The 16,516-nt window shown below is 43.8% G+C and carries 10 protein-coding genes; 7 read left to right on the plus strand and 3 right to left on the minus strand.

Annotated features, from left to right (window positions below; all coding sequences use genetic code 11):
• Positions 1 to 195: 195 nt before the first annotated feature.
• Entirely contained in the window at positions 196 to 1,380 is a 1,185-nt protein-coding gene (locus ACMXYX_RS00240; RefSeq protein ID WP_415906355.1) for an EAL and HDOD domain-containing protein, read from the plus strand.
• 17 nt (positions 1,381 to 1,397) lie between these two features.
• Here the strand turns inward: ACMXYX_RS00240 and ACMXYX_RS00245 are convergent, their stop codons facing one another.
• Both ACMXYX_RS00245 and ACMXYX_RS00250 read right to left on the minus strand, forming a co-directional pair.
• A complete protein-coding gene (locus ACMXYX_RS00245; RefSeq protein ID WP_415906356.1) occupies positions 1,398 to 3,044 on the minus strand; it encodes an ATP-binding protein in 1,647 nt (548 codons plus the stop codon).
• A 17-nt stretch (positions 3,045 to 3,061) separates the two neighbouring features.
• Positions 3,062 to 4,630 carry a DUF3369 domain-containing protein gene (locus ACMXYX_RS00250; protein ID WP_415883005.1) on the minus strand — a complete coding sequence of 523 codons (1,569 nt, stop codon included), beginning with the start codon at positions 4,628 to 4,630 and terminating at the stop codon, positions 3,062 to 3,064.
• A 294-nt stretch (positions 4,631 to 4,924) separates the two neighbouring features.
• On the opposite strand from ACMXYX_RS00250, the gene ACMXYX_RS00255 reads away from it, so the two are divergent.
• The 5 genes from ACMXYX_RS00255 (at position 4,925) to ACMXYX_RS00275 (ending at position 12,634) form a co-directional block, all read left to right on the plus strand.
• Positions 4,925 to 5,542 (plus strand): hypothetical protein, encoded by a 618-nt coding sequence (locus ACMXYX_RS00255; protein ID WP_415883006.1) that lies wholly within the window; start codon positions 4,925 to 4,927, stop codon positions 5,540 to 5,542.
• A gap of 120 nt (positions 5,543 to 5,662) precedes the next feature.
• A complete protein-coding gene (locus ACMXYX_RS00260) occupies positions 5,663 to 6,166 on the plus strand; it encodes a DsrE family protein (RefSeq protein WP_415883007.1) in 504 nt (167 codons plus the stop codon).
• Positions 6,167 to 6,238: 72 nt separating this feature from the next.
• Complete coding sequence (locus ACMXYX_RS00265; RefSeq protein ID WP_415906357.1) at positions 6,239 to 6,835, plus strand: DUF2799 domain-containing protein; 597 nt, start codon at positions 6,239 to 6,241, stop codon at positions 6,833 to 6,835.
• Positions 6,836 to 7,037: 202 nt separating this feature from the next.
• On the plus strand, positions 7,038 to 11,765 hold the full coding sequence (locus ACMXYX_RS00270) for a response regulator (protein WP_415906358.1): 4,728 nt from the start codon (positions 7,038 to 7,040) through the stop codon (positions 11,763 to 11,765).
• Positions 11,762 to 12,634, plus strand: a complete 873-nt coding sequence (locus tag ACMXYX_RS00275) for a diguanylate cyclase (RefSeq protein ID WP_415883010.1) — start codon at positions 11,762 to 11,764, stop codon at positions 12,632 to 12,634. Before ACMXYX_RS00270 ends, ACMXYX_RS00275 begins: the two co-directional genes overlap by 4 nt.
• A gap of 29 nt (positions 12,635 to 12,663) precedes the next feature.
• Here ACMXYX_RS00275 and ACMXYX_RS00280 read toward each other — a convergent pair whose 3' ends face one another.
• Entirely contained in the window at positions 12,664 to 14,892 is a 2,229-nt protein-coding gene (locus ACMXYX_RS00280; protein ID WP_415883011.1) for an EAL domain-containing protein, read from the minus strand.
• Between the two features lie 251 nt (positions 14,893 to 15,143).
• Between ACMXYX_RS00280 and ACMXYX_RS00285 the strand changes: the two genes are divergently transcribed.
• Positions 15,144 to 16,514 (plus strand): sodium:proline symporter, encoded by a 1,371-nt coding sequence (locus tag ACMXYX_RS00285; RefSeq protein WP_415906359.1) that lies wholly within the window; start codon positions 15,144 to 15,146, stop codon positions 16,512 to 16,514.
• The last annotated feature ends 2 nt before the right edge of the window (positions 16,515 to 16,516 follow it).

Here is a 16,516-nt window from a genome sequence, read left to right on the forward strand (position 1 = left end):
ATGATCGAAGGTTTTTGATTAACTAATGTTTAGTATTTGCTCAGAAATGGTGGAGCGCAAGGCGCTAAGAGTATTTTCATTATAAATTGTAGGGAAAATCCTATAGCTGTTGCTTAGGATCAATAGGTTTAGGTATTTAGCTTATTCTGGCATGGGATTAGAATGGTAGAGCTACTTTTTGTATATAGGTAAGAGATGAATCAGCCGGTACTTTTTTCTAGGCAACCTATTTTTGATGCCCAATTAAATACTTATGCTTACCAATTGGTATCTGCTTACGAGCAACCTGATGCCGGGAACCGTGGCTCTAATACCGCAGAGATCGTTGTTAATGCATTTAGCAATCTATTGGATCATGGCCATGTAAAGTGCCTTCCTGCATGGGTAAAGGTGGATGCCTCTTGGTTATATGACGCACAATTTCCTGAATTACCTGTCGAATCTTTAGTATTTGATTTGACCTCTGATGCGCTATCAGTCCCTAACCTAGAAGAGATTCTTAAGAATTTAGCTGATCAGGGTTACCGGATCTCTATGCCTATAGAGTTTGATACAACCCTATATCAATTTGCTCACATTATACGGTTAGATTGCCAGCAATATAGTGGTGACTCTCTTGCGGAGCACACCCTCAAGCTCAAGCAGCAACGAGGTCTTAAATTACTAGCAGATAATGTTGCCGACTTTGAGCAGTATGAACGTTGTAAATCAGCCGGTATTGATCTGTTTATGGGTTGGTTTTTTGCTGAACCGCAGCTAGTTAGTGGAAGAAAGCTAGCACGTAATGAGTTAGTTATGTTTCAGTTAATTGGGGAAGTGAATAGTCCTGATGCCACAGTTGATTCAATCGAACAGATCATACAGCGTGATCCAGAACTCGTTGCTAGTTTATTAAAATTGGTGAACTCCGCTGCTCTTGGTGGTCGTCGAACCATTGCTAGCATATCTGAAGCGGTAATTAATATCGGTTTACTTGAACTGAAAAAGTGGGTGCTGTTGTTTGCGCTTTGCCATAACAAACAGGTACCAAGCGAGTTGATCGGGCTGTTATTGATCAAAGCGAAGATGTGCCAGTTGATGACAGCAAGGCATAACCATGTGGACTCTGGCACCGCTTTTATGACGGGGCTTCTCTCAGGGATAGATGCTGTTCTAGGTATCCCACTACCTGAACTGTTGGAGCAGTTACCAGTTCAAGTTGAAGTGAAGCGCGCGGTATTAGGCGGAAATAATCCATTAGGTAAACTGCTCGCTCAAACCGAAGCCTATATCAAGGCAGATTGGGGCCTATTACCCAAAGGGGAAGAATTTCATTTCGTGGCAGATTGTTACACCAAATCCGTAACCTGGAGTTCTGACCTTCTGCAAGAACTGAGTTAGCTCAGTCCTAATTCTGCTTAGGCTAGCTGTTCAGTGGAACTGTGCTCCTTAGCTTCTAGAGGCATGGTCACGCGGATGTGGAAGCCCGGCTGATCAGCATTTATAAGTTCGATTCTTCCGCCTAATTGCTGTGAGACAATATTAAACACAATCGACATGCCTAAACCGCTGCCACCTTTACCTCTTTTAGTGGTGAAAAATGGCTCGAAAAGCTTTTTGCTCTCTTCTAACGATAAACCACGACCATCATCGTGGTATTCCAGCATGGCATTATGTTCATCTGCATAAGCGCGAACTTTAATGTTGCCGCCCTCTTTGCCTTCAAACCCATGTATGGTCGAGTTATTGATTAGATTGCTCAATATATGGTGAAGCGCGCCAGGATAGCTGTTTAAGTTTATGTCCTCAGGCATATCTATATGGAAGTTCACATTCTGATGTTTGTATTGCGGATAGATGGTTTGAATCGATGACTCAAGGTAGGTTTTAAGATTGAATTGCTGTTTAGCATCGAAACTTTGATCGGTCGCGATTAATTTAAAGCTAGAGATAAGCTTGCTGGCTTTAATAATATTCGCTTCAAAGAGCGTACTGGATTCATCTATACCATCTAAAAAGTCAGTTAAGTCTGACTGCGTTAGTTTACCTTCAGTGAGTTTTTTTCGAATATCTTTACTGTGTTCGCCCTGAAAACTAGCTGCTGTTCGGCAAACCCCTATAGGTGTATTAATCTCATGGGCTACGCCCGCCACCATATTTCCCAAAGCGGCCATTTTCTCGGTTTCTACCAATAGATCTTGAGCGGAACGAAGTTCGGTCATTGAATCTTCTAGCTGCTGTGTACGTTCTTTAACTTTATCTTCCAGTGTCTCTTTATATTCACGTTCAGTTTCTAGCAACGCATCCCTCTGTTCCACTAACTCCTGTAAGTGGAGCTTGTTTTCGTTGAGCTCTTGGTATGAGTTGTAGATGCTATCTCTCATTTCGTTAATGCTGACTGCTACAGTATCGATTTCATCGTATTTTTCTGGTGGATTTCGTTTATTTAGCGATAGTGGCTTGGAAAGAGTGAATACGTCCATATCGCGTAAGTAGCTAGAAATAGCTTGCAGGTGACGGGTGATATGAAGCCAGACAACAAGCAGAATAAAACCTGCTACTAGGAACGTTTTAATACCGTTACTAATCAGGATAACCCCCGCTTTGCTGATCAAACGGTTGTAAACATTATCTATGCTGGCGGTGACTCGAAGCTGTCCAATATTTTGTGTATTGATGCCTGGAGCACTGTACTCAAGAGGAAGATCTATGGTTCGGGTGGCGCGTGAAATGGGTTTACCTTGTTCCCAACTAGTCTCGCCATCGACCAATATAGAAACGTACTCTATGTCTGGCAGTTGGCTCAGTCCGACCAATTGGGTTTCTATCTGGGAATCATCTAAAGACCACACACTTAGAGTGATCGCCTGTAAGTAGGATGTTTGTATATTGTTGAATTGCTGCTCGATTCGACTGATATCAGCATGGTAGTCCAGAGCAAGCTGCAAGCTGGTGCTAAAAAGGGTGAAAAATGAGCTAAATACAATGATCAGAACCGCAAAGCGCTTACCCAGCCGGCCTGAGATTATCTTGGATGAAACTTTCTTTGGTGAGGTTTCAAACATAGCTTCGGTATCATCCGTTAATCAGGGAAGCGTTCACATATTTGCAAAATCGCATCCAAGTTTTTTTGGAATAATGTAATTAGCTGAGGATCGAACTGTTTGCCGCTTTGCTCCTCCAGCAGGGCGAGCGTTTCTTCTAAAGGCCAATCCTCTTTGTAACAGCGTTTGCTATTGAGTGCGTCGAAAACATCAGCAACAGCGGTGATTCTGCCCGAGAGTGGAATCTCATCTCCAGACAGCCCTCTCGGATAGCCTGTACCATCCCATTTTTCATGGTGTGCGCCAGCAATGCGAGCAGCTAATTGAAATATAGGCCTTTCTGAATGACTTAGCATAGTTTCGCCAATCTCAGCATGAGTCTGCATTACTTTCCACTCATCCGGATCGAGCTTGGCCGGTTTGTTTAGAATTGCATCTGGAATAGCTATCTTGCCAAGATCATGCAGAGGTGAGGCCAAGCGTATATTTTCCACAAACATCTGATTGGTGCCGTAAGCTTCCGCAAGTAGAGCTGATATTTCTGCGACACGCTTAACATGCCCGCCCGTTTCCTTAGAGCGTTTCTCAACCGCCTCCCCTAAGATGTAGATCAGTTCCGCTTGGGTATCCTGAATTTCCTCTTTCAGGAGTAGGGTGTGGTAAGTCGCGATCACATCTGCACTGAATATTTCTAGCAAGTGTTTGGCGTGTTCATCAATATCATTGTGGTGTTTAATGTAGAGGAGGCTTTCAGTACCAGAACTACCTGAATGATAAGCGATATAGCCGTCGAGGGTATGAATAGAACTTTTCTCTCTTAGGGCTTGGCTAAAAACTTTTTGTAAGTCTTCTGGCAGTTCATCTTCATGATATTGGGTCATTGCAGACTCAATATTTTTCTCGACAGAAGCTTCATGCATTAAGGGTTCTAATGCCCCCGTGGCGGCTAGCACAGTAAATTGGGTGGTATCTCGATAAATGCGTCGAGTACAGCAATAAATTGAATCGGGTTCAAAATTCAGTAGTGAAATCAGTTGATTTAGAATTGCTGAAGCTAATCTACTGAGAGAGTTAACTTGGTTAATTTGGCCCATGGCATGAATCACGGTTTCAAGTGATTTGCGTTGGCGGTCTATGGTTTTGATATCACGATAAGAACGCAAAGAAGAGTAGAGTAGGGTTTTAAGCTTAGTACCTGTTAACTCAGTTTTATCTTTGTAGTCATTGATATCGTATTCTTGGATAACCTGCTCTTCTGGTGCTTGCCCTGGCTGACCTGTACGCAAAACGATACGTGTCATATGGTTTGCAAACTCATCTCGTATGGTCCGAACCAGCTTTAAGCCTGCATCATCGGTTTCCATCACAACATCGACTAATGCAAGGGCGATATCGGTGCCATGTTTTTTGCAGAGGTCACGGGCTTCCGTTGCTGATTGAGCTTCAAGTAATTCGATTGGGCGGTTATCAAAGGTTACATTTTTTAGAACGAGGCGAGTAACGCGATGCACGCCCTCCTCATCATCTACGATCAGTACTTTCCAAGGCGATATTCCTTTATCTGGAACTGATGATTCTTCAGCGGCGAAAAGTAAAGTGTTGGTCATCGCATCTTCCTGCTACTACTAAGAGGGTGTGACTTACCCTGAGTAAGTGTAGCCCATACCTAACAATAGGATAGGCTCGGTTGCTATGTCGGACGAATTTACCTTTCCTTGCATACTACCCTTATCCATACTGAATTGTGAACAAAAAATCATCAGCTCGTTTTGGCATACACCATAATTAATTTATTAAATATTTATACACGCGGGTTAAATCAGTACCCAAGTACCATGGTTAATTAGTAGATGCTGAATAAACTGAGATTAAAAGGAACCTCCGAGTAAAACTGACATCAAATGCGTACAGATATTATTCGTAGGCTTATCAACATTACCGGTGGGGAGGTAAGTATGTTGGGTCGAGTTCGGAAAGGATTAGTAACGCTATCAGCTGGTTTCTTGCTTATGTCGGGGGGCTTGCAGGCTGCGCCACTAGATGGCAAAAAAGATATCTTATTAGTGGATAAAAAAGGTCAGCCCATTGTTGTAGGGACTGTGCACTTTAAGCCAGATGAGTCCGGCAGCCACTACAAGCTCCATATGGATCACGATAAATTTCGTGATTATTTTCTCTCTATGAAAGAGATGAAATGTCTAGAAGGCCCAGAATTGTGGTGTCATCTTGCATATCCGTATAAACAACCAAATAGGGTCACTCAAGACGATTTAAGTTGGTTGTCACATGATTTGCTGTTTATGTTTAAGAAAAAAGAGGAGTTTGGCGCGAACTTCTGGAACGGCATCTACTATCACATGAAAGTTGAAGGCGATGAAATTCGAGGTGAGGCGCAAGCTGTAGATTTGAATGTGCTGGCTTCACCGCCGGATGATCTTAACGTACCGCCTATGAATGAAGGTGAGCGTGATGAGATTGACCGCACTAAGCGTTGGTTGCCCGATCTGATTATCCGTTAATAGCTGTTGGCGCGTAAATCAGAGTTCTTTTTGATTGAAAACCGGAGGTGAGATACCACCGGTTTTTTTGTTACTGTTTGCAGACTGTTTTGCATGAATTGATGGAATAAAGAGGGTCTTATGCATAAGTGCTTACAAGGAATAAAGTTCGTTAGCTTTTTATTGCTCTTTACGATCACCAGTATCAATGCGGAGCAAAAATATAATGATGCAGCGGCGCTTAATGGTATCGAACAAGCCAAAGGCGTGTTTTTAATTGACTTTAAAACGGCCAAAACCACCGCGTTCTACATGGATTTAATTGTGGGCACTTATGATGGTTTTAAACGCCAGGGCGTTGAGCCTGAGATTGTCGTCGTGGTCATTGGTCCAACCGTGCAGTTTTTAAGTAAAGAGGCCAAGCCGGAATTAGCATTTGAATATGAAGAGTCATTCGATTCGATTCAGCAGAGTATCAAGGCTCTGGCAGCACGAAATGTCCGCATCGAAATCTGCGCCATCGCCACAGATGTGTTTGACGTTGATAATGACAAACTCCCTCAAGAGCTTGATGTCGTCGCTGACGGCTTTATCTCTCTGATCGGTTGGCAGACACAAGGCTACAAGTTAGTACCGGTCTTTTAACTTAGTATTAGCTGCTTTGTGTTCAGCTTGAGTAAGTTAAATTTGCTTATTTCCATCGAAGGTTTGTCTGTTATGCGTTCATTGATATTGGCATCGTTGTTTGTGATTTTGCCAGGCTGTGCCAGTTTAAGCCAAGAAGAGTGTCTTACAGGGGATTGGCAAGGAATTGGCTATAGAGACGGTTTACAGGGTAAAGCAGAAGCTTATCTGGCTGAACACCAATCTGCCTGCGCTGAATATCGAGTGAGCCTAAATCTTGAGGATTACCTTCAAGGGCGAAACGAGGGACTGAAAAGATATTGTCAGCCTGACAATGCCTATCGTTTAGGTCGCCAAGGTGCCACATATGCTTATGTTTGTCCGGTTGAATTAGAGGGCGCTTTCATAGCTAAATACCAACAGGGACGAGAGGTTTACCAGCAAGAAAAAGCGGTTAAATCACTGGAAGCTGATATTCGTAAAAATAAAGCCGCACAAAAGAAGCTTAAAGATCAGATTATCAAAACAGAAACTAAATTGGTGGCAGAGGGTAAAAGTCGTAGTGAACGTCAGCGCCTTTTGGATGACCTTAAGGACATGGAGCAACGCTTACCCAACTTAAAAGCTGAGCTTTTTCGTATGGAATTGAAACTGCTACGGGAAAAAGCAGCACTGCAAAAATTGCTTTGAGTGTGATCAGCCTACAGGTTTTTTTAGGGCATCAATCTTAACCAGAGTCTTTGGTCGATAAAGGTGTGAAATTCTCCTGTCGGAAAGCTAAATTAGGCTATGCTTTAAGGAATGGAATTCTTAAGCAGGTTGTTGATATTGATCGGTTTTATAATTCTGTCAGCAATTGATCTGCACAAACTAGCCAAAGGACGTACTCTGTATGAAGAGGGAAGAGGCAGCTGAGTCTTCCACACCCAATCCTGATATTGGTCGCAAGGCTTCATTGCGTGTAAAGCTCATGGTATGGATGACCTTGTTAGCGCTTATCCCCTTAGCTTTCGTATCTTGGTTGAGTTATCAACAAGCTAAAGATAGTTTGTTAGTGGCCGCTGAGGAAAAGCTCCGTCAATCTTCTTTAGTGACAATTCGCTCGATTCGAAATTGGTTTGACTATCGAGTGGTCGATCTTCGATTTAAAGCAGAATCCCATGATACCCTTTCTATGTTGTCCTCTCTTTCAAGAGGAATTCAGCATAGTGGGTTAAGTGCTAAAGATTATGTTTATAGCGAAGATTGGTCTCAACGAGTAGACAAACATAAAGCTGATTTAATCAGTTTTAGTCGCCGCTATGATTATATCTCCGATCTTTTTTTGATTGATAGCCGCGGCAATATCCTATTTTCTGTAGCTCAAGAAAATGATTTGGGCACAAGTCTGCAGCGTGGACCTTACAGCAGAACAAAATTTGCCTACAGTGTTAAAAATACTCTTCGTAGCGGCAATGTCTCGTTTTCTGGCATGGAAGTATATGCTCCTTCCAATGATGCCTTTGCCGGTTTCTTAACTGCTCCAATTAATGATGAAAATGGCAGAACTATAGGTGCATTCGCCATTCAGCTGCGATTTGACCGAGTTTTTGATCTACTTGATGTGGCTGTAGATGAGAAAGAGCAGCATCTTCACTACTTGATGAATATTAACGGCACTTTAATTACTCCAATCGGAAACAATCGGGATGAGGTGCTCAAACGTAAAGTTGAGACAGAGATGTATCTACATGCAGTGGCAGATACTGATCAAAATTCGATTCAGCATGCTTTGAATTATATAGGTCCTAATGGAGTACCGGTTATTGGTATGCATGATGTCATTGTGCTTGAAAATATCCGTTGGATTTTGGTTAGTGAAGTTGACCTAGATATCGCTTTAAAAGCATCTCACTGGTTAGGGCAAGTTACTTTGGTCTTGTGCTTAGTTACTGCCTTGATGGTCTTATTGATGGGGTTTGGCATTGCAGGCCGTATTAGTAGGCCTTTGATTACTCTGGCGCATGCCAGTCGCGAAGCATCGACGGGCAATACTGGGCGGGTTGAGGTCAATGCCAATAATATAGAAACTGCCCAGCTGGCTGATGCGTTTAATCTGATGTTGGAAACTAGAAAGCTTCATGAGGCTGAGTTGAGGCGTAGTGCCGAGCGAGCTAATCAAGCTTTGCTGGAGCTAGGGGAGCAGAAGTTTGCTTTGGATCAGCACTCTATTGTGGCGGTCACCGATCTCAAGGGAACGATTACCTATGCTAATGAAAAGTTTTCTCAAATTAGTGGTTTTACCCGAGAGGAATTGATCGGGCAGAATCATCGCATTCTTAATTCTGGATATCATCCACGGGAATTCTTTATCGAGCTCTACCGTACGATTGCTTCAGGAGAGGTATGGAAAGGAGAGATTCGAAATCGCAATAAACAAGGTGGTATTTATTGGGTTGAGACAACTATTGTTCCTTTTAAAGATGATGCGGGTCACCCTCTGAGTTATGTCGCTATTCGAAGTGATATAACTAAGCGTAAGCAGATGGAGTTGGAAATTACTGAGGCGTTGACCATACAGGCATCGATTTTAGAGTCCACGGATAACGGGATTCTAGTAACTAAGAATGATGGTAGTGTTATTCGTTACAATAAGCGTTTTGCTGAACTATGGGGATTACCAGAAGAGTTTAATGATCATTCCCATGTGCTTGGGCCTATTTTAAGGCAACTGAATAATGCTGATGAGGCCGCACGCAATGTTAAAGGCCTGATCAACTCTGAGGGGCGCTCTCATTTTACCAGCTTGAGCCTGAAAGATGGTCGAACATATGAACAATCGTCAATTCCTATGTACGTTGAGGATAATGCGGTAGGTAGAGTATGGTCTTTCAGAGATGTTTCAACCCGCGTGGATGCCGAGCAAGGTCTGATTAAAGCTTTGGATCTGGCTGAAGATATGCAGGGTAAGCTTGAAGATGCGTTAAGTCGTGTGGATGTTGCGGTGGAGTCCTCGGGGCTGGGTATTTGGGAGTGGGACCTGATCACCAATGAACTGCAATGGGACGATCAGATGATCAAGATCTACCAAGTGCCAGAAGAGGTTATTAATAATAATCTCTATTTTGATTATTGGCGTGAGCGGGTTTGTCCGGAAGATATTGAAATGGCCGAAGGCTCGCTAAAAGAGGCTGTTCGTGGCCGACATGACTGGCACTGTGAATTTCGACTTAATTTTCCTGATGGAACGGTACGTTATGTGAAAGCGACAGCTGCCCATATGGTGGATGATCAAGGACGTTCCTTAAAAATGATCGGCACCAATCTGGATGTCACCGTTGAGCGTGAGATGGAGCAGAGCCTAATTGCGCTGAAAGATGAGGCAGAACAAGCCAATATCGCGAAGAGTGAATTCTTAGCCAATATGAGCCACGAGATTCGTACCCCGATGAATGGCGTACTTGGTATGTTGGGGCTATTGCTGAACACGCCTTTGACCGACGATCAGCGGCATCGTGCGGTCGTTGCGCAAACCAGTGCTAATTCCCTGCTGGCATTGATTAACGATATTTTAGATTTCTCCAAAGTGGATGCAGGCAAGTTAGAACTAGAATGTATCGACTTTAACTTGCGCGGTATGTTTGGTGAATTTGCAGAAGCGATGGCGCTGCAAGCTCAAGATAAAGGTTTAGAGCTTATTCTTGATTTGACCGGTGTTGAAACCTCTATGGTTAAAGGTGATCCAGGACGTTTGCGTCAGGTGTTAATTAACTTAGTGGGGAATGCCATCAAATTCACAAGTGAAGGTGAGGTGGTTATCCAGTCACAGTTGCAGCATCAAGGCGATCAGTTGCGTTTAGATTGTAGTGTTAAGGATACGGGAATAGGTATTCTTCCTGGAAAACTGCCTGAACTGTTTGAATCCTTTAGTCAGGTAGATGCTTCTACTACTCGTGAATATGGTGGTTCTGGGCTAGGGCTCGCTATCTGTAAAAAATTATGTGAACTGATGGGTGGAGAAATATCGGTACAGAGCACGGTTGGTCAAGGTAGCGAGTTCATCTTTAGCGTATACCTAGAAACGAGCGAGCAAGCAGAAGTAGTTGTTCCTTATACAGGTATAGAGAACCTAGACATCTTAGTTGTTGATGACAATAGAACCAATCGCGAAGTGCTATCTGCACAGTTACTGCATTGGGGAGCGAAGGTTGTAGAAGCGGAAGATGGCAATGAAGCTATTGCTCGCTGTGAGGAATTTTACGAGTCTTCAACAGCCTGCTTTGATGTTGTCTTTATGGATATGCAGATGCCGGGTATGGATGGTGCAGAACTAGGGAGAATACTTAAAGCTGATCATAGATTCAGTTCCGCTAAACTCATTCTCATGACCTCAATGGCTCATCGTGGTGATGCCAAACGTTTTGCTGATATAGGTTTTAGTGGTTATTTTCCTAAACCTGCAACTACTTCAGATATCTTCGACGCTCTTCAAGTGGTTGCGAGTGGTGGTGAGGCACTGAGTAATGCCTCGCCGCTAGTAACTAGTCATTATCTAAAAGATCTCTCGATTGAAGGGCACCCTACCTTAGGTGAGAAGCGTATCCTAGTGGTTGAAGATAATCAGATTAACCAGCTGGTGGTACAAGGGATCCTACAAGAGTTAGGTCTCACCGCTGATATGGCTGGTAATGGTTTAGAGGCGTTGCAGAGCCTAAATGCTGCACTAGAAAATAACTGCCCTTATGATTTAGTGTTGATGGACTGTCAGATGCCAGAGATGGATGGATATGAAGCCACTCAGCAAATTAGGGCAGGCAAAGCTAAACAGAAAAATATCACGATCCCCATTATTGCGATGACAGCGAATGCTATGGCAGGGGATAGGGAGAAGTGTCTGGCTGCAGGTATGGATGATTACCTCAGTAAACCGGTCTCTCCTGTTGCACTTAATCAGGTGTTACAACGTTTCTTAGGGATTGCCGAGACGGTTTCACAACCTGAGGAAGTTGAACAAGTGGAAGAGATTTCTGTTGCGGTTTGGGACAAGCAGGATGCTATCGCTAGGATGATGGGCAAAGAGGAATTGATTGCTCCATTATTAGAGATATTCGCGGTCGATGCTGATCCTATAGTAGACAACATTAAATCATATATAAGTAAGTCTGATTGGGCAGCGGCAGGTAAATCAGCACATGCAGTTAAAGGTATGGCTGCTAACCTTTCAGCAATAGCCCTGCAGGCCCAGGCTGCTAAGTTGGAAAAGTTAGCTAAGGCTGATGATGGGGATGGTGCATTACAAGTAATGCCTGAGTTTTTGCAGGCTTATGATGAGGTTAAAGCCTGTTTTTCAGAGTACACCTCGCAAAAAACAGAGCCTATGCAAGTAGGTCTCACTGAGGATGAAGTAAAAGAGAAAATTATTTCTATTCGGGAAGCCGTTAATTTAGGTAGCTATATCGATACCACAGAGTATGATGACTTATGGAAGAGCGCGAGCGGTTTGGAATTGAAGGAGCCGTTAGAACAGCTTCACGCTAGATTATCAGCATTTGATTTTGAAGCTGCTGAGGATAGCTTGGCTATATTGGAAGAAGCGCTCGGTATTCAACCAGAGCTTTCGGACGGAGTCGACAAGACATGAGCAAGCCTGTCGTTTTAATCGTAGACGATGTGCCTTCAAATATTAAAGTCTTGGCAAACTGCTTAAAGGATCATTACCGGATTAAGGTGGCGACCGGGGGGAATGATTGCCTCAAACTAGCGGTTGCTGACCCCTTACCTGATCTTATCCTGTTAGATATCGAGATGCCTGATATGGGCGGCTACGAAGTATGTCAAAAGCTGCAAGGTCAGCCTCATACTCAAGATATCCCTATAATTTTTGTGACCGCACGAGATGCTGATCGTAATGAAGAGCTCGGTTTGCAACTGGGTGCGGTGGACTATATTGCCAAACCGGTCCGTCCATCGATTGTACTCGCGCGAGTGAATACTCATGTAACGTTGAAGCAGCAGCGAGATCTACTTAAAGAGATCGCATTGAAGGATCAACTCACAAGTCTCTACAATCGTTACTATCTTCTAGAAACTGCTGAACAGCGTTTAGCGCATACAGAGCGCCACAGTGATCCGCTCAGTGTCATGCTGCTCGATCTAGATTTCTTCAAACAGGTAAACGATACCCATGGTCATTTGGTTGGCGATAAAGTGCTGCGTGAGCTCGGTGACCTTTTAGGGCGTATATGTCGCAAAGATGATATTCCTGCGCGTTTTGGTGGGGAGGAGTTTGTTATCTTGCTAGGGCATTGTGACCTTGCATCAGCTAAGGAAAAGGCTGAAGAAATTCGCGAGCAAGTAGAACAATTGAAACCAGAAGGGTTGGATATAACCGTCAGTATTGGTGTGGTGCAATTCTACCCGGGTGAGAGTATCGAACAGTTGTTAGATCGCGCGGATAAGGCGCTATATAGAGCAAAAGGTGAAGGTCGAAATCGCGTGGTCAGTGAGTAATTACCCAATAATCTGAGCTAGCGGCCCTACTAGCTCAAATGCTTGTCCAACCAGATACAAAGCTGCTCCAACTCCATAGGTTTCGCATAGTGATAGCCTTGAACTTCGAAGCATTGTAGCTCTTTTAAGCGTTCTACTTGCTCTGCTGTTTCTACCCCCTCTGCAATAACCGCCATATCTAGGTCTCGACCTAAGTTAATAATCATCTCAGGTATATGTGTCCCTTTCTGTTTATCCAACATTTTATCGATAAATGATTTATCGATTTTTAGGCGATCAAAGTTAAGTGTTTCTAAATAACTGAGGCATGAAAATCCGGTACCAAAATCATCAATCGCGACTTTGGCGCCAAGATCGTGAATTACCTGTAATATCTCTCGCACACTGTTGGTGTCGATCATGGCAACAGACTCAGTTACCTCGAACTCAACTTGTTGTGGCTTAAGAGAAAAGTTATCCAACTTACTTTTTATAAGCTTTAAAAAGTCAGGGTGACGGAATTGAGCCGGTGAAATATTGATGCCTACTTGAAGACCCAAACCGTACTTTTTCTCGATGATCTCCAGATCACGCATCGCGGTGTCCATGACCCACTCACCGATAGGGACGATTAGACCAGAGCTTTCGGCAACAGGGATGAATTCGACTGGAGATATCAGAGCGCCGCTCTTGGTACGCCAGCGGATAAGCGCTTCAAAACCGCTGATTTTACCGGTGCGAAGATCAATTTGGGGTTGGTAAGCGAGGAACAATTCGCCCTCACTGTACGCCTTACGTAGCCCTTGAAGCAAGAGCATACGTTGTTGTGTTTCACGCTCAATTTCATGGGTATATTCAATAAATTCGCCACGTGCAATATCTTTAGCGCGTTTAAGGGCTATATTTGCACGCTTGATCGCATTATTACCGCTTATATTGGCATCTTTAAGGATGTAGCAGCCTTGTGTGATGGAGATAGAGAGCTCATCTCCGAATAACTCAAACGGTTTGGTCAGCATCTCGTTGATCTGTTCAACGGTAAAGCTATTTTCTGGTCCCATAACACCAAAGGTATCGCCAGAAATACGGCAGATAAACGAGCCCTCAGGCAGGTTTGCGCTGAGACGGTTTGCGACCAGTTTAAGTAATTCGTCACCCGATTCTGAACCTAAGGTGTCATTCATGCCACTGAAATGATCAATATCGATCAGCGTAATAAGCTGTGGATGAAGCTGCCTGAGCATGGTTTTATCGATGTGATTAGCAAAGGAAACGCGGTTAGGGATATTTAATAAAGAATCGAAATAGGCGTAATTGTGTAAGCGATCGAGAATGGTCGCGTTATCGAGGCAGACAGAGATGTTACTGCAGAAAACTTCGAGCAGTTGATGCTCTGTTCCTTCAAGTGGTCGCTGAATATCTAGGTATAGCAACATGTCATTACGGAATTCACTTGGGAAGTAGAGTACGCAAGCGTAGTCATTCTCAATGCTTCGGCGCTTGCTGCTGGCTTCCAGTAGCATTGCATTGATATTGGCATCCTCGATAACTTCGGGAAATTCCTTTTGACTGCTAGGCTGAGCAGATGCAGCTACAATTGTAAATTCAGATCCGGTTGCATTAACTTCGTCGTCACTGTTTTTCTTAAAGCAGATCATGCCTTCTTCTGAAATACCTAGTAACGCTGCTAATTGGCAGATAATACCGTTTGCTAGCTCTCGAATACCGTGTAGTGACATCAATTCACTTGAGGCGTGTACGATTCTTTCTAGCCCTTTGCGGCTGGAGTCGATAGCGGTTATTTCAGAGTAAGACCGGATTGCGGCAGTAACGCTGGTGTAAAGACGAGTACGGGTTAGGTCGGCTTTATTCTTGTAATCGTTAATATCGTATTTGAGGATGACTTCAATTTCTGGGGCGTACCCTGGCTGACCGGTTCGTAAGATGATGCGGGTATTAGTCAGTGCCAGATCATCACGAATCGTTTTGACTAGATCTAAGCCTGCACTTTCTGTTTCCATTACAACATCAAGCAGGATGACCGCTATATCTTTATTCTCAGCGAGTGTTTCTTGTGCTTCTTTTGCAGAATAGGCGTGTAGTAGCTCTAAAGGTTGTCCTAGAAAAACCAAACCTTTTAAGCCGAATTTTGTTACCTCATGAACGTCTTTGTCATCATCAACGACTAAAACCTTCCAGGGTCGTGAACTGTTGTTTGTTGCCGCCAGAGTAGAATCGTTATTTTCCTCTTCGGCAAAAACAATGAGCTCATCAGACATAGACTTTCCTCATACGATGGGATTACTACTAAGTATATGCAGAGATCATTAAAAATCTTCCTTGATTATCAATTTATTGAACCTTATTAGTTATAAACGAGGTATGGCATTACCGCCAGTTGGATTATCTGATTTGATCAAACAATCAAGAGAGTCTATTACGATTAAAGAATGTTTGAAAAGACGGGGAACTGCTTTCAAGAGTCGCTGTCTGAGCAAGCATCCTTCCCCTTCTATAAATGGAGTTACCTATGGACATTTGGCTGATTTTGCTTGTATCGGCTTTAGCGTTGGTTTCAGTTTTCCTTTCACGCAAAGTGAATCATGAAAGTAGTTTTTTTAAAGGCCGAACCGCAGAAGGTCTAGCGCCGGGGCTTTTAACGCTGATTTTCTCGCAGGTAACAACTTGGATCTTTGCACGTTCGCTTTTGAATGCAGCCATTTTGGGCTTCTATTACGGAATTTGGGGAACATTAGCTTACGCGGCTTATTATCTGTCGTTTTTGACCGGAGGAAAGATTGTCGATCACCTCCGATTTGAGCAGGGGTATGAGAGTGTTCAAGCGTTTCTGATTGATCGTTTTGGTCAATGGGGTAGTCGCTGTTACAACTTTGTTATCGGTGTGCGTCTGGTCAGTGAGGTGTTTGCCAATCTACTGGTTATCGGTATCTTGTTTGGCGCTGCAGGCACACAGTCCTATACATTGGCGGTGATCGGGTTAGCTGCTGTGACATTAGCCTACTCTATGCTTGGCGGCTTACAGGCATCCCTGCGTACAGACTTCTTCCAGATGATGGTGTTTATTGGTGTCTTGGCGGTGTTGTTAGCCTTGGTGGCTGGTGGCGGTCACTTCAACGCCGATCTAATTGCGTTTAAACCGTTTGAAATTAGTGATCCCGGTCCAATCCTATTGATTGTCGCTCTGTTGCAGGTGTGGAGTTATCCAATGCATGACCCTGTGATGATGGATCGTGGTTTCTTAGCAGATCGTGAAACGACAAGACGTAGTTTTATCCATGCCGCTTGGATTAGCAGTATCTGCATTATCGCGTTTGGCTCATTAGGGGTGATTGCAGGCGCCAATGCGATCTCAGGAGAAGATATGAATCAGGCGCTGACGCGTCTGCTGGGTGAGTTACCGATGTTCCTGTTTAGTGCCTCTTTGATTATCTCTGCCATGTCTACCTTGGATAGCACGCTAACCAGTTCGGCGAAGATGATGGTCGTGGATATGAAGCTTCTGCCTGTGAATCTGCGTAATGGCCGTATGGTGATGGCGTTGTTTATGTTGATGGGTCTGGTAATGGTGTTTATCGGTAACAAAGATCTGTTTAGTGCAGTAGCCGTAAGCGGCACAGCTTCGATGTATCTGGTACCCGTTATCTTCTTCAGTTTGTGGGCCAATCGCCGTGATATCCCAGTCTGGAGTTATCTAGGCAGTTTTATCCTAGCGATGGCTGGTGCTCTGCTCTACTTCACGGAATCTTCGGGTTACACGGCGTTGTTGGGCGAAGCCCATAAATACACTAAGTTACTTTGGATATGTGTGGTTGTGATGATTGGTGGTTGTGCACTGTTCTTAGTTGGTGGAGCCAGCCAAAAGCAACTACAGCCGGCTTAATG

This window comes from Neptuniibacter sp. QD72_48, assembly GCF_047778065.1.
Classification (GTDB): domain Bacteria; phylum Pseudomonadota; class Gammaproteobacteria; order Pseudomonadales; family Balneatricaceae; genus Neptuniibacter.